A 19,224-nucleotide genomic window follows, 5' to 3' on the forward strand; every position below is an offset into this window, starting at 1 on the left:
AAATTTTAACCATAATAAACCTATAATTAACTCATATTATCATTCCTTTATACAGTCAGCCGTTTACGCTGTTTTCTTTACAGAATAATGGAATGGCCTACCCTAAAAAGCATTATCTTTGTGCAAATCATAAAAAATAAAACATGCTTAAAGGATTTTTTAACGTACCCACTCCGGTAAACGAACCTATATTAAATTATGGCCCTGGCAGTAAAGAACGTGCGCTTTTGAAAGAAGCACTTGCAGAAGCCCGCTCACACCAGCAAGACATCCCGATGTACATTGGTGGCAAACAAGTTCATACCAACAAAAAAGGGAAAGTTGTTCCTCCACACGATCACCAACATATTTTAGCCCAATTTAGCATTGGCGATAAAACCCATATTACCCAAGCGATTGATGCTGCTTTAGCAGCAAAAGAAAACTGGGAAAACCTGGCCTGGGAACACCGTGCAGCTATTTTCTTAAAAGCTGCCGACCTGATTGCAGGTAAATACCGTTACAAATTAAATGCGGCGACCATGTTGGGGCAAAGCAAAAATGCCTATCAGGCTGAAATTGATGCCGCATGCGAGCTGATCGATTTCTTACGCTTTAACGTAAGCTACATGGTAGAAATTTACAAACAACAACCGCCAGTTTCGCCCCGCGGGAGCTGGAACCGTGTTGAACAACGCCCGTTAGAAGGTTTTGTTTTTGCCCTTACCCCATTCAACTTTACAGCAATTGCTGCAAATTTACCGGCATCGGCGGCGATGATGGGTAATGTGGTGGTTTGGAAGCCTGCTGATACACAAGTTTACGCGGCTAACCTTTTAATGGAAATTTTCCGTGAAGCAGGTGTACCTGATGGCGTAATTAATTTGGTATATGCCGATGGACCTGAAGCAGGTGAAGTAATTTTCAACCACCCTGATTTTGCGGGGATCCACTTTACAGGCTCCACAAAAGTTTTTCAGGAAATCTGGAAAACCATTGGAACAAACATCCATAAATACAAATCGTACCCACGCATAGTTGGCGAAACCGGTGGGAAAGATTTTATCCTGGTTCACCCATCTGCACAAACAAAAGCAGCCAGTACGGCAATTGTTCGCGGTGCGTTTGAATACCAGGGACAAAAATGTTCAGCTGCTAGCCGCGTTTACATTGCAGAGAGCCTTTGGCCAGAAATTAAAGAACAGATGTTAGCTGATCTTGCCAGCTTTAAAATGGGCGGAACAGAAGATTTCAGCAACTTTATCAATGCCGTTATCGATGAGCGTTCTTTCGATAAATTAGCAAAATATATCGATCAGGCTAAACAAGATCAAGGTGTAGAGGTTATCGCAGGTGGGAACTATGATAAAAGTAAAGGTTATTTCATCGAGCCGACGATCTTAGTGGTTAATGACCCGAAATACACAACCATGTGTGAAGAACTGTTCGGCCCTGTTTTATCTGTTTATGTTTACGCAGATCAGGACTTCGACCAGATTTTAGAAGTGATTGACACGACATCTCCTTATGCATTAACCGGTGCTTTAATTGCGCAAGACAGATACGCCATTGAAAAAGCAAGCCATGCATTACGTAATTCGGCTGGTAACTTCTACATCAACGATAAATGTACGGGTGCGGTTGTAGGTCAGCAACCGTTTGGTGGTGCCAGGGGTTCTGGTACAAACGATAAAGCCGGTTCTATGATCAATTTATTACGTTGGGTTTCTCCACGTACCATTAAAGAGGTTTTTGAATCGCCAACCGATTATCGTTACCCATTTTTGGCAGAAGACTAATAAAATATAAACATGATATCGAAACCTCCGGAATGTCCGGAGGTTTTATTTTTTACGGGAATGGCCGCTCTGGTTGCCTGATCATCCGGAGAGAATTAAATTATCTTATTGTTTACCGCGTAAGAAAGGGCTTCTACAATATTCCCAACGCCAAAATTCTCGAATATCTTTCGTCTATAGTACTTTATGGTATCAGGAGATACAAATATCTTATCGGCAATCTGGTTAATGGTTAAACCTTGTGCATATAACCGTAAAACTTCGATTTCGCGATCACTAAGTTTCGGTTTCTGTTGTTTGCTCCAAACCTGTTTTGCTACATCAAGCTTCCAGATCTGATCGGAGCCATGTTTATGAATGGCAGCATTACCTTCCGTTTTACTTGACGAAATGGACACCACGCAAACAGCTTTCCACATCTTTCCCGCTGCATTCAGAAAAAGCGGGGTAAGCTTATGGTTAATCAAGGTCGTTTTTCCGCCTTTATTCAGCAAATGAAAATCGTAAGTAATGCTGTATAACTTTTTTTCTTTAAGGGGTATTTTCTCAAAAAAATCAAATCCCGATTCGTTAATTAAATTCAAGAGATGCAGATCATTTTCAGGCACGTTATTCATATAAAAATCATACCCTAAGGCCATTACTTCAGCTACACTATGGCCACATAAAAAAAGTGGATTGCTAGATACATATTCGAATTTCATTTCTGCATAATCGATCACATACAAGCTTTGATAGGTTAATTTTTCGAAAGCGCTGATGGCTTCCAGATAATTATCCAGCTGCAGTATATCTTGAGAAGTGATATTGTCTATTTTGTTTTTGGTAAGTAACCCTCTATGCTGATCAGCTTTCATGACACTACTAAAGTAGCAAAATTACACTAAAGTGTAATCGTCAATCAGATTACATTTCTGAATTTTGTTGCATAGCACAAATCAATATGGCAGCAGAAAAACTATCTAAGCTGGATTTTTCAGAATTAATTAAAAATCAGGCAAAATTAAAAGCTATAATCATAGCAGGTACAATTATTTGGCTATTTCTGATGGCCTGCGTGGTGTACCTGTTTATATCTAAAACAAAATCGGCTATTCCATTTATAGCCATTCTCACTGCTATACCCATCGCATTCTTACCGGCTATAAACAGCCTTATTGAGATTAACAAGGAAATTAAATTACGCAATAAATGATGATAACGGCAACCTGTATCAGCTGCAACCAGGATATACCTGAAAACTATTGTCCAAGATGTGGTGAACCAGCCAAACTCAAAAGAATCGACTGGCATTATATTCAGCACGAAATAGAGCACGTGCTGCATTTAGAAAAGGGAATATTCTATACCATTAAAGAATTATTGATCAGGCCCGGACAAACCATCCATAAGTTTATATCCAGTGATAGAAGCAGACTGGTAAAGCCGGTCGCATTTTTAATCATAACCTCTCTAATTTACACGCTGATTAATCATTTTTTCCATATTGAAAAAGGCTACTTTAATTTTGATCAAACCAACAATGCAGCCGTAAACCCAATTAATGAATGGGTTCAGAGCCATTATGGTTATGCCAATATTATGTTAAGCGCATTTTTGTCACTATGGCTGAAACTTTTTTTCAGAAAATATGCTTATAATTTTTTTGAATTGCTGATTCTTTTGTGCTTCCTTCAGGGAATGGGTATGCTTATGTTTTCGGTTTTTGCCACAATTGAGGGCCTAACCAATAAACACCTTTTGCATTATTCCGGTATGCTGTTTATCGTTTACTTTTCATGGGCTGTAGGGCAGTTTTTCGAAAAGGGCAAATACATCAATTATCTGAAAGCTTTGGGGTCTTATATTTTGGGTGTAATCACCTTTACGTGCTGTACGCTCATATTAGGAATACTGATCTATACCATTGCCAAACATTAACATCGCTTTGTCTATTAAATTAAATCTGGTTCCACAACATATAAAAAGCACTTTAGTTCAGGTCTTTTAATTCAGGAAGCTAAAGCCAAAAAAAATACCGAAATAAAAGCGGCTGTATCATATGACACAGCCGCTTTCGCTAACAACTAAAAAATGGCTTAATAATGTTGTCTTTATCCCACCTGGAAGGCAGGCGCAACATCATCAACACAGGTACATGTTACCTTCATGTCTTTAATAATTCCTGTTTTTAAACTGTACACCCAGGCATGTACTGCCAGTTCCTGGCCATTGGCCCAGGCACTCTGCACAATTGAGGTATTGGCTACATTAGCAGCTCCTTCAATGGCATTTAATTCCACTAAACGGTCAAATCGCTGATCAGGATCTTTGATCGTTGCCATTTCGCGTTCATGGGTACGATACACATCGCGGATATTTCTCAACCAGTTATCGATAATTCCAACCTGTTTATTGCCCAATGCCGCTTTTACGCCGCCACAACCATAATGACCACAAACGATAACGTGTTTAACTTTTAATACATTAATGGAATAATCGAGCACAGAGAGTAAATTCATATCGGTATGCACCACTACATTGGCGATGTTCCTGTGTACAAAAATATCACCCGGTTTAGTGTTTGTAATCTGGTTTGCAGGTACGCGGCTATCAGAGCAACCGATCCACAATACCGGTGGACTTTGACCTGCTGACAATTTATCAAAAAATTCAGGATCACTATCAATCGTATCTCTAACCCAATCTTTATTACCCTGTAATAAGGCATCATAAGTAATATCTTTCGTTTCTATTGTTTTTGCGCACATAATTATAATTTGTTAATTTCTTCTTCTACTTTAATATTTAATTTGGGTACTGTATAATGCTTTTGTATGTTCTCCAGGGTTACAATAATACCTTTTGTGTAGGCATTATGTTTGTAGTTATAAATGGTTTCCAATACATCAGGATCGATATACCTGGCATTTGAACCATCAATAATTACATTTGTCTCTTTTGGAATATTCGTTAAAACCACCTGTATCGCTGCCTTATTTAAAAAAGAAACCTCTTCTGCCAGTTTAATTCTGATATTTTTTTTATCGCCTTCATTCGTAATCCTGTAAAAGAAGGGATTACGCATATTGGTCCGCAGTAAATAAAAAATAGAAACCAGCATACCAATGGCTACGCCTTTTAACAAATCGGTAAACAATACCGCCAATACAGTAACCACAAATGGCACAAACTGGTCCCACCCTTTATGATACATATGTTTGAACAGACTGATTCGTGTAAGCTTATATCCGGTTACTAAAAGAATAGCGGCCAAACATGATAACGGAATCATGTTAATGAGTCCGGGAATAAACAATAGCGACAATAATAACCAGATACCATGAAAAATAGCCGACATTTTGGTTCTGCCACCCGCGTTTACATTTGCCGAACTCCGCACGATTACAGATGTCATAGGTAAACCACCAACCATCCCGCTGGTAATATTTCCTATCCCCTGTGCAATCAGCTCCAGGTTTGTTGGTGTTACACGCTTAATCGGATCAATTTTATCTACCGCTTCTATACTGAGCAAAGTTTCCAGGCTTGCTACAACCGCAATGGTAATGGCCACGATGTACACATTTTTATTGGCCAGTTGTGAAAAATCGGGCATTGTAAATAGTCCCAAGAATTCACCGAAGCCATTTACTACCGGTATTTTCACCATTTGATCGGCCCGTAACGGATAATCGGTTCCGGCAAAAACCAGGGTGCCCAGAATCCCTAAAGTAACCACTACCAATGGTGCAGGTACAACCGCCAGTTTTGGAAACTTTGGCCATAAAATCAGGATAGCTATTGATAATAAACTGATAACCACCGCAGCGAGACTAAAATGGCTTATTGCTGCGGTAATTGCAGAAAAAGTATTTTCATGATCCTGTTGAAAGAAACCCTCGTCGCCGGTAAAATCGGTATCAACACCCAATGCATGTGGTAACTGTTTTAAGATTAAAATCAGTCCGATTGCGGCAAGCATCCCCTCAATCACACTAGAAGGGAAGTAATTACCAATAGTTCCGGCCTTAACCAGCCCCAAAATCAACTGGAACACCCCTGCCAATACAACAGCAAGTAAAAACGTAGGATAGCTTCCCAGCGAGGTTATTGCACCTAATACAATAACCGTTAAACCTGCTGCAGGTCCGCTAACACTTAACTGCGAGCCGCTAAAAGAGGCTACTACAATTCCACCTATGATTCCGGTAATTAAACCGGCAAATAGCGGGGCGCCAGAAGCCAGGGCGATCCCCAAACATAATGGTAAGGCCACCAAGAACACCACAATACTTGAGGGTAAATCTTTCTTTAGGTTCTTTTTTAGAAAATATTTTTTCACATCCGAACCTGAAAAGGCCGGGTTAATTTTTTGCATAATGATAATGATCTAGTAAATTTTAACGAATAAAATCGTAGGGGATCAAAATATTCAGCACAAAGCATTTACGTATTGCATAAATTTAAATATAGCAACAGCGCTCAATGACATTGAGCAGGTGATTTACCCCAAATAATTAAAACTAAATCAAGTTAGGCGGAGGTGTTGGAACAGTAGGGTGATATGGATCTACATATCTTTTGAAATGTTCTATAAAACTGCTCTTCAAAAAGAAATGGCTGGAAGAGAACTCATAAGAAAGGATAGGATGATTCAGCTCGGTGAGTTTGAAATCAGTAAATTTTGCGGTGTCTTTGGCGGCATCTTTACCGCCTTCATGCTCTAACTCAATTTGCATGATAACCGCATTCATCATTTCCTTATCAATACTTGTATAAAATACAGGCGCACCGGAAATGCCCATCTTCGCTATGAAGATGACCATAAATGCAGCAACAATTAAATACTTGTATTTCCTTAAAAACATTTAAAATTCTAACGCTGTTTTAATTCCTATGCTTACAAAAATAAACGGATTATTGGTTTTTCAATACAATCAGCTGTAAAAAAAATATCATTTAAGTAAAATACAGGTATTCTTTAAAAAAAACAGGGTGCTTATAAGGCTGGAAAACAGTCGGTTTTGTAATTATCGGTCAGTTTAGTCCTGCCATTCGCGAAATCTTTTTGGGTAAATTAGCTATAAATTCGAAATCAATCGAAGCCAAAAAGGATACCGCTCCTGTCAGGTTTAGGGAACAGAGGTTTGTTTTTCAGGCACTGACCTGAGTGAAATAAACCCGATTGTCGGGAAGAGCTTCCGATCCTTCATCGGAACTCGTACCAAAAGCGGGGCCAGACCTGCCAAAAGCAAAGAACCACCGTTTCCTGATCATTTCAACTATTCTATCAGAAAATGCCAGATGCACAGTACCGTTCATTTCCAATTCATAACAACATAATTATTTTTAGGAAATGAAAGGACAGTATTTCATAGGTACTTTAGTCCTGCCATCCGCTAAATCTTTTTGGCAAAATTGGCTGTAAATTAGAAATCAATCGAAGCCAAAAAAGGATACCGCTCCTGTCTGGTTTAGTGAACAGAGGTTTGTTTTCCAAGAACCGGCTTAGGTAAAATAAACCCGATTGTCGGGAAGAGCTTCCGATCCTTCATCGGAACTCGTACCAAAAGCGGGGCCAAACCTGCCAAAAGCGAAGAACCAACCGTTTCCTGATTATTTCAACTATTCTATCCGAAAATGCCAGATGCACAGTACCGTTCATTTCCAATTTATAACAACATAATTTATTTTTAGGAAATGAAAGGACAGTATTTCATAGGTACTTTAGTCCTGCCATTCGCTAAATCTTTTTGGCAAAATTGGCTGTGAATTCGAAATCAATCGAAGCCAAAAAGGATACCGCTCCTGTCAGGTTTAGGCAACAGAAGTTTGTTTTCCAAGCACCGGCTTAGGTAAAATAAACCTAAGGGATTGGCGGGAAGAGCTTCCTATCCTTCATCGGAACTCGGACCAAAAGCGGGGCCAGACCTGCCAAAAGCAAAGAACCAACCGTTTCCTGATTATTTCAACTATTCTATCCGAAAATGCCAGATGCACAGTACCGTTCATTTCCAATTCATAACAACATAATTTATTTTTAGGAAATGAAAGGACAGCATTTCATAGGTACTTTAGTCCTGCCATCCGCTAAATCTTTTTGGCAAAATTAACCGTAAATTCGAAATCAATCGAAGCCAAAAAGGATACCGCTCCTGTCAGGTTTAGGGAACAAAAATTGTGGTGCTTCGGTAAATAACACCACACCAGACTTGCATTACCAATAGTAATTTTTAATTTTAAAATCTCATAGCTTCAGCCATGGATAAAAAAATAGCATTACTTAGAGATAAAATAAACCAGGCCAATCTTGGCGGCGGACAGGCGCGTATCGACAGTCAGCATAAAAAAGGTAAACTTACTGCCCGCGAGCGCATTCATTTTCTAATGGATGATGGCAGCTTTGAAGAAATCGGCATGATGGTTACCCACCGGAGCACCGACTTTGGCATGGAACGCGAAAAATATCTGGGCGATGGTGTGGTAACGGGTTATGGGACCATTAACGGCAGGTTAACCTATGTTTTCTCTCAGGATTTTACCGTGTTTGGTGGTTCACTATCTGAAACCCATGCTGAGAAAATTTGCAAGCTGATGGATATGGCTATTAAAAACGGGGCTCCGTTAATCGGCCTAAACGATAGTGGTGGTGCACGTATCCAGGAAGGTGTTGTTTCTTTGGGTGGTTATGCCGATATCTTTTATAAAAATGTGCAGGCTTCCGGCGTAATCCCACAACTGTCCGCAATAATGGGCCCTTGTGCGGGCGGAGCCGTTTATTCGCCAGCCATTACCGATTTTATTTTGATGGTAGAAAATACGTCATACATGTTTGTAACCGGCCCGAATGTGGTTAAAACAGTAACACACGAAGAAGTAACATCTGAAGAATTGGGCGGTGCCAGTACACATGCAACAAAATCAGGTGTTACCCATTTTGCCTGTGCCAATGAAATTGAGGCCATTAACCATGTTAAGAAACTTTTAAGCTATATGCCCCAAAATTGTGAGGAAATAGCCGATCATTTACCTTACGAAACAGCCGATGAAAACCGGCCACAACTTAACACACTTATGCCAGAGAATGCTTCACAACCTTACGATATACGTGAAGTGATTGAAAGTGTGGCCGATACTGATAGTTTTTTAGAAGTACATGCTGCTTACGCAGAAAATATTGTGGTGGGTTTTGCCCGTCTGGCCGGCAGAAGCATTGGTATTGTAGCCAATCAGCCTGCTTACCTGGCAGGAGTTTTAGACAGCAATTCTTCGGCTAAGGCCGCACGCTTTGTCCGCTTTTGCGATTGCTTTAACATTCCATTGCTGGTATTTGAAGATGTTCCGGGTTTTTTACCAGGCACAGATCAAGAGTGGAACGGCATTATTACAAATGGTGCCAAATTGTTATACGCCTTTAGTGAGGCCACCGTGCCACGCATTACCGTAATTACCAGAAAAGCGTATGGCGGTGCCTACGATGTGATGAACAGCAAACACATTGGTGCAGATATGAATTACGCCTGGCCAACTGCAGAAATTGCCGTAATGGGGGCTAAAGGTGCAGCAGAAATTATTTTTAAACGCGAAATCACCGCAGCAGAAAATCCGGAAGAAAAATGGCTCGAGAAAGAAAAATTGTACTCAGATATCTTTGCCAATCCTTATCGCGCTGCTGAACGTGGTTTTATTGATGAAGTAATTGAGCCCGCCCAAACCCGTACCAAGTTGATCAAAGCATTTAAAATGCTGGAAAATAAGGTGGTGAACAACCCGAGAAAAAAACATGGAAATATACCTTTGTAAGGATGGAAGATGGATAAGGTAAGATGGTAAATGGAGTATCGCTACCATCATCCATTTTACATTATTACATCTTACTTATTTAGCCCCATCTTATATCATTACATTTTACATCAACTTACATGTTAAAAAAAGCAGATATCCTTCTCATGGCTTTTTGCACAGGCCTCATTGTTGCAAATATTTATTACTGCCAACCTTTGGTCATCTTGATTGCAAAAGATTTTGAGCTTACCGAACCCGTTGCCGGGAAGATTACCTACCTTACCCAGATTGGTTACGCTTTAGGCCTTTTCCTCTTAGTGCCACTGGGCGATATGTTTGAACGCAAAAAGCAGATTCTCGTAATTACCGGACTTGCCATTTTTGCTTTACTTATAGCGGCAGTTTCACAAAGCTTTTTTATACTGGAAATGGCATCTGTATTCATCGGTGCCTGCTCTATTGTACCCCAATTAATATTGCCATTGGCAGCCAATCTAAGTTCCGATGAGAATCGTGGCGCCAACATTGGAATGATTATGAGCGGTCTGTTGGTTGGCATTCTGGCTTCACGCGCAGTAAGTGGCAGTATCGGCTTTTGGCTAGGCTGGCGGGCTGTGTATTATATGGCTGCAGGGATTTGTGGCCTGCTTATTTTTTTAATGGCCAAACGCTTTCCGCAAAGTTATCCTCATTTTAAAGGCTCCTATAAAGAACTCATGCGTTCGATGTTTAGTTATATCAAAACACAACCTGCCTTAAGGGAAACTTCGATTATTAATTTTCTGGCTTTTGCCATTATCAGTGCTTTCTGGACAACCATGGTATTATTCCTTGCTAACCCGCCCTTTAATTTCCAAACGTTGCAAATTGGCCTATTTGGAATTGCAGGAGCAGCAGGAGCCTTGGCTGCACCACTGGTTGGAAAATTAAGCGACGGCAACAATCCGCGCAAAAACTTAATGATCGGCTTTATATTGCAACTCATCAGTATCGCTTTGTTTTATTTTACAAACAGCCATTTATACCTGTTTGTAATCGGTATTGTTCTGATCGATATCGGCCAGCAAGCAATACATGTAACCAACCAAACCCGCATCTATACCCTAATACCGGAAGCCAGAAACCGGCTGAACACCATTTTTATGTCGGTTAGTTTTATTGGTGCCAGCTGTGGCTCGGCACTGGGTTTATGGCTTTGGGACCAGGGCGGATGGAATTTATTCTGTTATGGAATGACAGGCATCATTATTCTTAACATATTAATTTATCAGTTTTACGGAAACAAAAAATCACAATTTAAATAACCTTTACAAATTTTATGAAATCTAAAAACGCAATCAAAGCATTTTCAGTATTACTCGTTTTCATGACTATTGTTGGTAAAACGAAAGCGCAGGACAGTACAAAATTAGAGCAGCCAACCGAAGTAAAGTCGCTTAACAAAATAAGGCTTAATCTTTTGGGCATAGGTTACGAAAGAGAACAAAAAGTAGGTAAAACAACTTCGGTTTATTTTGGCGCAGGAGCCGAAGGTGCATTTATTTATCAAACCGAGTTTACAATGGATAACAATTATAATATCAGTGTTAACACAGAAACAGATTTCAAGATTTATCCATCATTAAATGCAGGATTCAGGCACTATTACAATTTTAACCGGAGAATTAAAAAGGGTAAAAGAACCATTAACAACAGTGCCGGTTATGTTGGCCTTGATGTATTAACAATTATTCCTACCCAAAGCAATACTTTATACGGTTCACAGATCAATATTATGCCTCAATGGGGTTTTCAAACCTATGTCGGGAGAAAAATTAACTTCGAGTTATCTCTTGGCCCGCTTGCGGCCATAAATAAAATCGATACCTATTATGGAATTGGCGGCCGGATAGGTTTTAGCTTTTTATTATAATTATGGTTCAAATTGAGCAGATATTTCCCTCGCTAACCTGGCGGATCAGGCATGAAGCCATGTATCCGGAGTTACCTTTTGACAGCGTAAAGCTTGCCAGCGATTTTGATGGCATCCATTTTGGATTATACCTCGATCATAAGCTAACAGGGGTAGTTTCTCTATTTTATGAAGGAACTGTATATCAATTCCGTAAACTGGCCATCTTACCTGGTGCACAAAAAATGGGTTTGGGTTCACAATTAATGACCTATATCCTTGATTTTTGTAAAATTCAAAAAGCGACAAAACTATGGTGCAATGCACGTGTAAATGCTAAGGAATTTTATTTTAAATTTGGCTTCCACGAAACAAATAAAACCTTTTTTAAAGATGGTTACGATTTTGTGATCATGGAAAAAGAACTATCATAATAATTAACAAGACGGACAAACGCATCATGCCATGCGCTTTGCCCCATGCTATAAAGCAAATAACATATGGCTAAGAAAAAAGACGAAGAAAAGAAAAAACATGTTGCTGTGGTTACTAAAAAATCGCTGCAGTTTCTTGAAGAATACATCAATAATCCTGCTCCAACCGGTTATGAATGGGAAGGACAAAAACTTTGGTTAAATTATTTAAAACCTTATATAGACGAACACTTTATCGATAATTACGGTACCGCTGTGGGTGTGATTAACCCCAAAGCTGATTTTAAAGTGGTTATTGAAGCCCATGCTGATGAAATTTCCTGGTATGTAAATTACATTACCAGCGACGGTTTAATTTACGTGATCCGTAACGGTGGTTCTGATCATCAGATTGCACCTTCTAAACGTGTAAATATCCATACCGAGAAAGGCCTGGTTAAAGCAGTATTCGGATGGCCTGCTATCCATACACGCCATGGCGAGAAAGAACAGGCTCCGGAATTAAAAAATATCTTTTTGGATTGCGGTTGTACCTCAAAAGAAGAAGTAGAAAAACTAGGCATCCATGTGGGCTGTGTAATTACCTATGAAGATGAGTTTATGGTATTAAACGACCGCTATTATGTTGGCCGTGCTTTAGATAACCGTGTGGGTGGTTTTATGATTGCCGAAGTAGCCCGTTTATTAAAAGAAAACAAGAAAAAACTTCCTTTCGGTTTGTACATTGTAAATTCGGTACAGGAAGAAATCGGTTTACGTGGTGCCGAGATGATTGCCCAGCGCATTAAACCGAATGTGGCCATTATTACCGATGTAACACACGATACTACTACGCCAATGATCAATAAAAACGTTCAGGGCGATCTATCAGCGGGTAAAGGCCCTGTGGTTTCCTATGCTCCGGCTGTTCAAACCAATTTGAATAAACTATTAATCCAAACGGCTGAGAAAAACCAGATCCCATTCCAGCGCCAGGCGTCTTCACGTTCTACAGGAACTGATACCGATGCTTTTGCTTACTCAAATGGTGGTGTACCATCGGCATTAATTTCGCTGCCATTACGTTATATGCATACTACGGTAGAGATGGTGCATAAAGAGGATGTTGACAATGTAATCAGCCTGATTTATGAAAGCTTATTGAACATTAGCAACGGTCAGGATTTCAGATCATTTAAATAATGGAAAAATTAAATCACCAGAAAATCATGATCAGCACCTTATTAAAGGTTTTGCTTATGATTGTAGTTATCTTTATCCTTAACTCCTGGCCAAGCATTAAACAAAGTTTTGTTGGTAACGCACCACCGTTGGATTATTGGCTCGATCATAGCTTTAAAGTAAGCAATATCATCCTTATTTTAGGATTTGGTGGTTATTTTTATTACAAAGATTTAATGAATCAGAAAGAATTAATCGAAAAGGCGAAAGTCTCAGATCAGCATTAAAATTAGTAACTAAGACTAAAATGCTATATCGCGAAAAATCTCTGAATTTTTCTTTATTAAGCATAACTTTTACTGAGCCTGCCAGATGAACCAACATTGTTCTTGTAGTTTATCTGGCAGGTTATCTATTTCGATACAGCCGCATTAACATCCAAATATGAACTTTAAAGCGCCTGCATTGCCAATCATTCAAACGTTTTTCTTTTGATTTAGAGATAATCGCCGGTACGCATTGTTTCCCGTACATTAATTTTTGTTAATACTCAACATATCTTCACATAGTTTGTGTAATTTAACTTCATAGTTATCCTTCTTATTATGAACACAAACAAAAAAAATGTTGATCTATCCGTTATTTGTGATGATCACTGGGATGTCGTATTCGACCACCTTCGCCTTGGTTTTTGGGAACTGAGTATAGCAACCGGTATACTTCGTTCAACCCGATCTTTTAAAGAGAATTTTGGTTACCCGCCAGATGGCGTTTTAAACTATGAAACCGTTTTAGGCCTAATCCTCCCCGAAGACCTCGATCATGTTCAGGATGAGATAGAGCTTACCGTAACAAGAGAAAAAAACAGCTACGATGTATTGTACCGGATCCGCCGTCCGGATGGGAAAATCCGGTGGATTAAAGCCGATGGAATACTTTCCCAACAGGATGGCGAATCGTTAAAGCTAATTGGTACAACATTGGATGTTACCGATTTGAAACCGTCCTGACTTACAGGTCATCCAATTCTATCCATACAGGTCCGTGGTCGCTTGTTTTTTCCCATCCCCTAACGTTTTTATCCACTCCTGCTGATTTTAAGCGATCGCTCACCTGAGGACTCAATAAAAAATGGTCAATTCTTAACCCGGCATTTCTGCCGTAAGCATTGCGGAAATAGTCCCAAAAGGTATATATTGTTTCTCCTGGATATAACTTTCTGATCGCATCTGTCCAGCCCTGTGCAATTAGGTCTTGAAATGCCTGTCGGGTTTCCGGACGAAACAAGGCATCTTCAACCCATCGTTCAGGTTTATAGGCATCGATTTCAGTAGGAATTACATTATAATCTCCCGCCAAAACCACCGGGATATTCTGCGCCAGCAAAGTCGCTGCATGTGCCGTAAAACGCTCAAACCATCGAAGCTTATAATCAAATTTGGGGCCTGGCGCCGGGTTACCGTTCGGAAGGTACAAACAACCAACTACGATACCATTTATCATTGCCTCTATGTACCTGCTGTGTAAATCTTCGGGGTCTCCGTCTAAACCACGCTTCAGTTCAGTTATTTCTAAATTTCTCGCAAGTATGGCCACTCCGTTCCAGCTCTTCTGTCCATGCCATATGGCATTATACCCTGCATCTTTAATCGCCTGTTCAGGAAACTTTTCCTGCGGCGCCTTTAGTTCCTGCAGGCACACCACATCTGGCTGGGTTTCTTCCAGCCAGCGTAAAAGTACGGGCAAACGGCCATTTACACCGTTCACATTATAAGTAGCTATTTTCATTCTATAAATCTTTGCATTAAAAATTCAAAAATAGATGATTGTTGTATTGATCTCAGCCTATTTTAAGCAACATTTTAAACATTAATTAAAGATAATTTAAAATTTGGCATTATCTTGCACCTCATTTAGGTTGACCGTTTAAATAACCATGTTCAAAGCAGTATTAAACAATCGTTCTGCAGAGCCGAAAAACATCCGTTGGTTCTATGATCAGTATGCGCCCATGCTGCTTGGTTATATCAATGGTATTGTGCAAAATCCTCAAAAATCAGAAGATCATCTGGTTGCTATTCTCACTTCATTCGTGAAAGATGTTGTTGTTTCACCAGAAAAAAACAGATTAAATATGTGGCTGGAACTGCGCCAATATGCACAAAGTAAATTAACTTTGTATACAGCTAAAGATCATCCGTTAAATCTTAACCAATCAGTACCTAAAGGTGGGTTGGATGTGTTAGATGATTTACAGAAAAGAATATTTTGTGCAGTGTATTATCACGGAAAATCAATTCAATCCCTGGCGACAACAATTGGATGTGATGAAAGCGAAATCCGTAATCAGTTAAAATTATCAATCGATAAAATGAGGAGGGTAAGTGGAAATTAATAAAATCATTGAGAGTGGTTTAATGGAGACCTATGTGATGGGAATTGCCACCGAAGAGGAGGTACAAAAAGTTTTATCACTAAAAAAGGAATATCCTGCATTTAAGGCTGCTTTGGAGCAGTTGGAATATGATATGGAGGTATTGGCTCAAAACATGAGTATTGAGCCTCCGGCAGGCACTTTGGCTAAAATTGAACAGGAGATTAATGAAATACAACGCCAAAACCAGGCGGTACAAAACAATTTTAATTCCGAATACAGTTATGATAAAAACCACCAGGAAAATAAACGGGAAAAATATATAGAGGTAGAATCAGAGTCTAACCAAATGCGTGTTAACAAAGCCTGGAAATGGGTATTTGTTGCCGTTTTTGTATTGGGCAAGATATTTCTGGCCTTTGCTATTTACTTTTACCTGGAAAACAGACAGATTAAGGAACAGATTAAAGAGTTGAAGATAGAACTCAAACAAAAGAACAGGTAATATGTGGAATATAATAGATAAACCTGCCTTTTTAAAACCAATACTAAACTGAAATGTTTAGTTGTTAAGATTCATTCATGTTTGAGCGCATGTTTGAGTTTAGATATGGGGATAGGCTGTTGGTCTATCCCCTTTTTTATTTCCAGGCATTTTTATTTATCCAATAATGCCTTAACTTTTTGCTGGAGATCGGTGATATCAAAAGGCTTTTCAATGGTGTCATCAGGCGAACAGCTTAAGTTATCCATATTCACTGCAGAAAGCAATATTACCGGCAAAGATGATGTTTCAGCATTATTTTTTAACCTATTGCAAACATCACGCCCGTCATGCTGGCCGATAAGTATATCAAGTAAAATAACATCTGGTCGAAAATTAGCTATGGTCCTCTCTAACTCAGAGTCATTAGCATTCAAAATACCTTTTATATGATAATGTTCTTCCTCAAAAATTAATTTAATAATATCATGAATGTTCTCGTCATCATCAACTATTAGAATCTTTTTAACTAGCGCGTTGCTCATACGCAACAAATCTAGTTTAAGTGAGCTAGTTCGCGCAACGTATTTATACGTGAATTTACCGAATAAACCATAAGGTTAAGCGGCCAAACCCGATTTATAGTTTTTAAGCATCTTTTTAAGAAGACCTCTGGCTACATGTATTTTAGTTTTTACAGTACCCAAAGGGATATCGAGCTCGGCTGCGATTTCGTGATATTTATAACCTTCGAAATAACGGCAAAAGCAGAACCTACAATCCTCAGGTAAAGCATCTAAGGACTTCTGGATATCTTCCATTATAAACTTGGTGGCACCATTATTTAAAGATGCGCTCGGAATCAATTGAACAGAGGTTAAGTCCTCTTCCTGCTGGATCATTTCGTTCTTACGCTTAACCTTGTAATAATGATTAAGAAAGGTATTTTTCAGGATGGTAAAAAGCCATGCCCGCACGTTACTTCCCATTTCAAATTTTGCCGAAAACCTAAATGCTTTCATAAAGGTATCCTGAACTAAATCAGCAGCATCATCTTCATCATGTGTATATGCTAATGCACGGTCGAAAAGTGGTTGTCTGTATTGGTAGATGTCGCAATTAAAATTTAATGTATCCATAATTCGTTTTAAGGCTGATGTAAATATTCAACAAACCTCAACTCCTTATGTTATTTGTAGAAATACCCGATTTTTTACGGTTTATTATAAACACTTAAAAAAGGGGCAAAAAACGTTCAAAAATGCTAGTCTACATAACCATTTCGCATGGCAAAACGAACCAGAGATGCGGAATTTTTAGTGCCGGTTTTACTGATTAAAGCTTCTCTCTGGCTCTCCACAGTACGCCTGCTCAGGTATAATTTATCAGCTATTTCCTGGTTGGTTAATCCATCTGCAATGAGTTTTAGTACATTAATTTCGCGCTCTGTAAAGTTGATTTCCGTATTCAGTTTTCGCGAAAGTATATTCAACTGCATATTAAAACGCTCTAAAATGGAAATGCATAAATTAGAGGAAAGGTAGCGTTTTCCCTTCATAACATGCTTTAGGCAAAACAACAGTTCATCTTCTTCAATATCTTTTGACAGGTAAGCAAAAGCTCCTGATACAAAAGCATTTGATGCATACTTTTCATCATCCAAAATGGATAGAACAACCACTTTCGCGGTGTATTTACGGGCTTTAATCGTACTTGCCAGGGCAATCCCGTCCAGCCTTGGCATTACAATATCCGATAAAATAATATCAGCTTTTATTCCTTTTTCCAAAAGTTCGAGGACGGCCAAACCATCTGGTACTTCTGCAACAACATTGATGCCTTCGTGTTTTTCTATAAGCGCTTTAAGTGAGGTCCGGATAATATGGTGATCATCCGCAAGAATAATGTTAATCATAATTCAAATATAACTTACGCCGTTTTAAAATTAAAAACGTCTACTTTGGCAGCTCGATATAGAAGGTTGTTCCAGCACCGGTTTTACTCTCAAACCAAATTTTTCCCTGATGTAAATCTACAATCGCTTTGATAATACCCATCCCAAATCCGCCAGACTCTTCGCCCTTAAGACCCGGCCTTAAAGTTTCTGGCAAATGGTTAAAAAGTCCGGCTTGTAACTCTTCCGGAATCCCAATCCCATCATCGGCCACACTAATCAGCACTGTACTTTCATATTCCTCGGCATGTATAGTAATGGTTCCATAATCGGCAGTAAATTTTATGGAGTTTGAAATGAGGTTATTGATGACCTGTATAAACTTCATACTATCAAGACGCAGATAAATCTGTTCAGCAGAGCTTGTAAATTTAATATGCTTCATTTTGCCCAGCTTGGATCGTTTATAAAAACGAACCACATCTCTCAGTTCCCAAACCAGGTCAGCCCGCTCCTTGCGGATTTCTACGACGGAGGATTTTAAGAACTCTTTGTTAACCATGCTACGTACGAGAAGCAGGTTGCGCTCACACATGTCCTGTATAAAAGCCAGCGAGTTGATCATCCGCTCATCGCCAGTTTGTGCCACTCCCTCTTTCATTGATGAAGCAATTAATTTCATCATGCCCAGTGGCTCCTTTAAATCATGCGCCAATACTTCTAAGGTAATATTTTTTCTTGCGTTGATCTGTTCGATATGGATCTGATTGTGGCGCATCACCGTGATGTCTTCTACTGTACCCACTAAAAACTTAACTTCACCATCAGTAACAGCAAATACGGATACCCGAACAAATTTCTCCCTTTCAGGAAACTGTAAACGGAATTCATATTTATTTTCCGTTTCTTCTTTAATGCATTCTTTATAGCAGGCCTGTACATGCGTCAAATCTTCAGGATGCACCCGCTCTATAAGTAACTTGGGATCAATAGTCACTTCATCCGAGTCAAGTTCCCATATATTACTTAACGATCTGTTTAGATATGAAAAATTTTGCGCTGCGCCGTTAAAAATAAAATATCCGTCCAAAGAACGGTTACCGAGGTTACAAAAAAGCTCTTTATTTAATTCGACCATGATTTAATGTTTGATAATTTGCCTGTAAATAATATAATTATGAATCAGCAGTCACATCTCAAACAGCATAGGAGTAAAAATGTTTTATACAAAAAAAGCCGTCACCATTTTACCTGCAAACATTTTTCACAGCGGCTAACCGCATTGAAGATATTAACATTTTCCACACAGTGTGCAAAATTATTTACGCTATTAAAACCAACTAATGCCTAAATTGTTAATCATAAAAAACAGATAAAAAAGTCCTGTGAGCGGGAGATCCGCGGAGGGCAGGCACAACATAAGGAAGACACCATTCTTCTT

The 19,224-nt window shown here is 39.2% G+C and carries 21 protein-coding genes; 12 read left to right on the top strand and 9 right to left on the bottom strand.

The window, feature by feature from the left end:
* The first annotated feature begins 143 nt into the window (after positions 1-143).
* Positions 144-1,778, top strand: coding sequence for an L-glutamate gamma-semialdehyde dehydrogenase (gene pruA / locus DV942_RS09050; protein ID WP_145856969.1), 1,635 nt, complete (start codon positions 144-146; stop codon positions 1,776-1,778).
* Between the two features lie 95 nt (positions 1,779-1,873).
* Here the strand turns inward: pruA and DV942_RS09055 are convergent, their stop codons facing one another.
* Positions 1,874-2,635: a response regulator transcription factor gene (locus DV942_RS09055; RefSeq protein WP_145856970.1), complete on the bottom strand. Its 762-nt coding sequence runs from the start codon at positions 2,633-2,635 to the stop codon at positions 1,874-1,876.
* A gap of 86 nt (positions 2,636-2,721) precedes the next feature.
* On the opposite strand from DV942_RS09055, the gene DV942_RS09060 reads away from it, so the two are divergent.
* On the top strand, positions 2,722-2,973 hold the full coding sequence (locus DV942_RS09060) for a hypothetical protein (protein WP_145856972.1): 252 nt from the start codon (positions 2,722-2,724) through the stop codon (positions 2,971-2,973).
* Positions 2,970-3,698 carry a DUF3667 domain-containing protein gene (locus DV942_RS09065; RefSeq protein ID WP_244950864.1) on the top strand — a complete coding sequence of 243 codons (729 nt, stop codon included), beginning with the start codon at positions 2,970-2,972 and terminating at the stop codon, positions 3,696-3,698. The genes DV942_RS09060 and DV942_RS09065 overlap by 4 nt, the downstream gene beginning before the upstream one ends.
* 173 nt (positions 3,699-3,871) lie before the next feature.
* Here the strand turns inward: DV942_RS09065 and can are convergent, their stop codons facing one another.
* The 3 genes from can to DV942_RS09080 form a co-directional block, all read right to left on the bottom strand.
* Complete coding sequence (gene can / locus DV942_RS09070) at positions 3,872-4,528, bottom strand: carbonate dehydratase (RefSeq protein ID WP_090983967.1); 657 nt, start codon at positions 4,526-4,528, stop codon at positions 3,872-3,874.
* A gap of 2 nt (positions 4,529-4,530) precedes the next feature.
* Entirely contained in the window at positions 4,531-6,138 is a 1,608-nt protein-coding gene (locus tag DV942_RS09075) for a SulP family inorganic anion transporter (RefSeq protein ID WP_145856974.1), read from the bottom strand.
* Positions 6,139-6,283: 145 nt separating this feature from the next.
* A complete protein-coding gene (locus DV942_RS09080; protein WP_090983972.1) occupies positions 6,284-6,628 on the bottom strand; it encodes a hypothetical protein in 345 nt (114 codons plus the stop codon).
* Positions 6,629-8,021: 1,393 nt separating this feature from the next.
* Between DV942_RS09080 and DV942_RS09085 the strand changes: the two genes are divergently transcribed.
* From DV942_RS09085 to DV942_RS09115, 7 genes are all read left to right on the top strand, one after another.
* Positions 8,022-9,563, top strand: coding sequence for an acyl-CoA carboxylase subunit beta (locus DV942_RS09085; protein ID WP_145856975.1), 1,542 nt, complete (start codon positions 8,022-8,024; stop codon positions 9,561-9,563).
* A 119-nt stretch (positions 9,564-9,682) separates the two neighbouring features.
* The gene (locus DV942_RS09090; protein WP_244950865.1) at positions 9,683-10,849 is read left to right on the top strand and encodes an MFS transporter; all 1,167 of its coding nucleotides are present in this window, start codon (positions 9,683-9,685) and stop codon (positions 10,847-10,849) included.
* Positions 10,850-10,863: 14 nt separating this feature from the next.
* Positions 10,864-11,457 (top strand): hypothetical protein, encoded by a 594-nt coding sequence (locus tag DV942_RS09095; protein ID WP_145856977.1) that lies wholly within the window; start codon positions 10,864-10,866, stop codon positions 11,455-11,457.
* A 2-nt stretch (positions 11,458-11,459) separates the two neighbouring features.
* On the top strand, positions 11,460-11,870 hold the full coding sequence (locus tag DV942_RS09100; RefSeq protein ID WP_244950866.1) for a GNAT family N-acetyltransferase: 411 nt from the start codon (positions 11,460-11,462) through the stop codon (positions 11,868-11,870).
* 66 nt (positions 11,871-11,936) lie between these two features.
* Complete coding sequence (locus tag DV942_RS09105; protein ID WP_145856982.1) at positions 11,937-13,052, top strand: M42 family metallopeptidase; 1,116 nt, start codon at positions 11,937-11,939, stop codon at positions 13,050-13,052.
* Positions 13,052-13,318, top strand: coding sequence for a hypothetical protein (locus tag DV942_RS09110; RefSeq protein WP_145856983.1), 267 nt, complete (start codon positions 13,052-13,054; stop codon positions 13,316-13,318). Before DV942_RS09105 ends, DV942_RS09110 begins: the two co-directional genes overlap by 1 nt.
* Before the next feature lie 318 nt (positions 13,319-13,636).
* Positions 13,637-14,041 (top strand): PAS domain-containing protein, encoded by a 405-nt coding sequence (locus DV942_RS09115; RefSeq protein ID WP_145856985.1) that lies wholly within the window; start codon positions 13,637-13,639, stop codon positions 14,039-14,041.
* A 1-nt stretch (position 14,042) separates the two neighbouring features.
* Here DV942_RS09115 and xth read toward each other — a convergent pair whose 3' ends face one another.
* Positions 14,043-14,819 (bottom strand): exodeoxyribonuclease III, encoded by a 777-nt coding sequence (xth, locus tag DV942_RS09120; protein WP_145856987.1) that lies wholly within the window; start codon positions 14,817-14,819, stop codon positions 14,043-14,045.
* Between the two features lie 148 nt (positions 14,820-14,967).
* Between xth and DV942_RS09125 the strand changes: the two genes are divergently transcribed.
* Positions 14,968-15,426 carry a sigma-70 RNA polymerase sigma factor region 4 domain-containing protein gene (locus DV942_RS09125; protein ID WP_145856990.1) on the top strand — a complete coding sequence of 153 codons (459 nt, stop codon included), beginning with the start codon at positions 14,968-14,970 and terminating at the stop codon, positions 15,424-15,426.
* Positions 15,416-15,910 carry a hypothetical protein gene (locus tag DV942_RS09130; RefSeq protein WP_090983992.1) on the top strand — a complete coding sequence of 165 codons (495 nt, stop codon included), beginning with the start codon at positions 15,416-15,418 and terminating at the stop codon, positions 15,908-15,910. Before DV942_RS09125 ends, DV942_RS09130 begins: the two co-directional genes overlap by 11 nt.
* Positions 15,911-16,062: 152 nt before the next feature.
* Here the strand turns inward: DV942_RS09130 and DV942_RS09135 are convergent, their stop codons facing one another.
* From DV942_RS09135 to DV942_RS09150, 4 genes are all read right to left on the bottom strand, one after another.
* Complete coding sequence (locus DV942_RS09135; RefSeq protein WP_145856992.1) at positions 16,063-16,434, bottom strand: response regulator; 372 nt, start codon at positions 16,432-16,434, stop codon at positions 16,063-16,065.
* A 75-nt stretch (positions 16,435-16,509) separates the two neighbouring features.
* A complete protein-coding gene (locus tag DV942_RS09140; RefSeq protein ID WP_090983997.1) occupies positions 16,510-17,028 on the bottom strand; it encodes an RNA polymerase sigma factor in 519 nt (172 codons plus the stop codon).
* Positions 17,029-17,153: 125 nt separating this feature from the next.
* Entirely contained in the window at positions 17,154-17,804 is a 651-nt protein-coding gene (locus tag DV942_RS09145; protein ID WP_090983999.1) for a response regulator transcription factor, read from the bottom strand.
* A 40-nt stretch (positions 17,805-17,844) separates the two neighbouring features.
* Complete coding sequence (locus DV942_RS09150) at positions 17,845-18,921, bottom strand: PAS domain-containing sensor histidine kinase (protein ID WP_145856995.1); 1,077 nt, start codon at positions 18,919-18,921, stop codon at positions 17,845-17,847.
* Positions 18,922-19,224: the final 303 nt, after the last annotated feature.

The organism is Pedobacter suwonensis (assembly GCF_007833675.1).
In the GTDB taxonomy this organism is placed as follows: domain Bacteria; phylum Bacteroidota; class Bacteroidia; order Sphingobacteriales; family Sphingobacteriaceae; genus Pedobacter; species Pedobacter suwonensis.

Excerpts from the sequence above, each read along its gene's own strand:
- pruA (WP_145856969.1), top strand. The coding sequence starts at position 144 with ATGCTTAAAGGATTTTTTAACGTACCCACTCCGGTAAACGAACCTATA.
- DV942_RS09055 (WP_145856970.1), bottom strand. The coding sequence starts at position 2,635 with ATGAAAGCTGATCAGCATAGAGGGTTACTTACCAAAAACAAAATAGAC.
- DV942_RS09060 (WP_145856972.1), top strand. The coding sequence starts at position 2,722 with ATGGCAGCAGAAAAACTATCTAAGCTGGATTTTTCAGAATTAATTAAA.
- DV942_RS09065 (WP_244950864.1), top strand. The coding sequence starts at position 2,970 with ATGATGATAACGGCAACCTGTATCAGCTGCAACCAGGATATACCTGAA.
- can (WP_090983967.1), bottom strand. The coding sequence starts at position 4,528 with ATGTGCGCAAAAACAATAGAAACGAAAGATATTACTTATGATGCCTTA.
- DV942_RS09075 (WP_145856974.1), bottom strand. The coding sequence starts at position 6,138 with ATGCAAAAAATTAACCCGGCCTTTTCAGGTTCGGATGTGAAAAAATAT.
- DV942_RS09080 (WP_090983972.1), bottom strand. The coding sequence starts at position 6,628 with ATGTTTTTAAGGAAATACAAGTATTTAATTGTTGCTGCATTTATGGTC.
- DV942_RS09085 (WP_145856975.1), top strand. The coding sequence starts at position 8,022 with ATGGATAAAAAAATAGCATTACTTAGAGATAAAATAAACCAGGCCAAT.
- DV942_RS09090 (WP_244950865.1), top strand. The coding sequence starts at position 9,683 with ATGTTAAAAAAAGCAGATATCCTTCTCATGGCTTTTTGCACAGGCCTC.
- DV942_RS09095 (WP_145856977.1), top strand. The coding sequence starts at position 10,864 with ATGAAATCTAAAAACGCAATCAAAGCATTTTCAGTATTACTCGTTTTC.
- DV942_RS09100 (WP_244950866.1), top strand. The coding sequence starts at position 11,460 with ATGGTTCAAATTGAGCAGATATTTCCCTCGCTAACCTGGCGGATCAGG.
- DV942_RS09105 (WP_145856982.1), top strand. The coding sequence starts at position 11,937 with ATGGCTAAGAAAAAAGACGAAGAAAAGAAAAAACATGTTGCTGTGGTT.
- DV942_RS09110 (WP_145856983.1), top strand. The coding sequence starts at position 13,052 with ATGGAAAAATTAAATCACCAGAAAATCATGATCAGCACCTTATTAAAG.
- DV942_RS09115 (WP_145856985.1), top strand. The coding sequence starts at position 13,637 with ATGAACACAAACAAAAAAAATGTTGATCTATCCGTTATTTGTGATGAT.
- xth (WP_145856987.1), bottom strand. The coding sequence starts at position 14,819 with ATGAAAATAGCTACTTATAATGTGAACGGTGTAAATGGCCGTTTGCCC.
- DV942_RS09125 (WP_145856990.1), top strand. The coding sequence starts at position 14,968 with ATGTTCAAAGCAGTATTAAACAATCGTTCTGCAGAGCCGAAAAACATC.
- DV942_RS09135 (WP_145856992.1), bottom strand. The coding sequence starts at position 16,434 with ATGAGCAACGCGCTAGTTAAAAAGATTCTAATAGTTGATGATGACGAG.
- DV942_RS09140 (WP_090983997.1), bottom strand. The coding sequence starts at position 17,028 with ATGGATACATTAAATTTTAATTGCGACATCTACCAATACAGACAACCA.
- DV942_RS09145 (WP_090983999.1), bottom strand. The coding sequence starts at position 17,804 with ATGATTAACATTATTCTTGCGGATGATCACCATATTATCCGGACCTCA.
- DV942_RS09150 (WP_145856995.1), bottom strand. The coding sequence starts at position 18,921 with ATGGTCGAATTAAATAAAGAGCTTTTTTGTAACCTCGGTAACCGTTCT.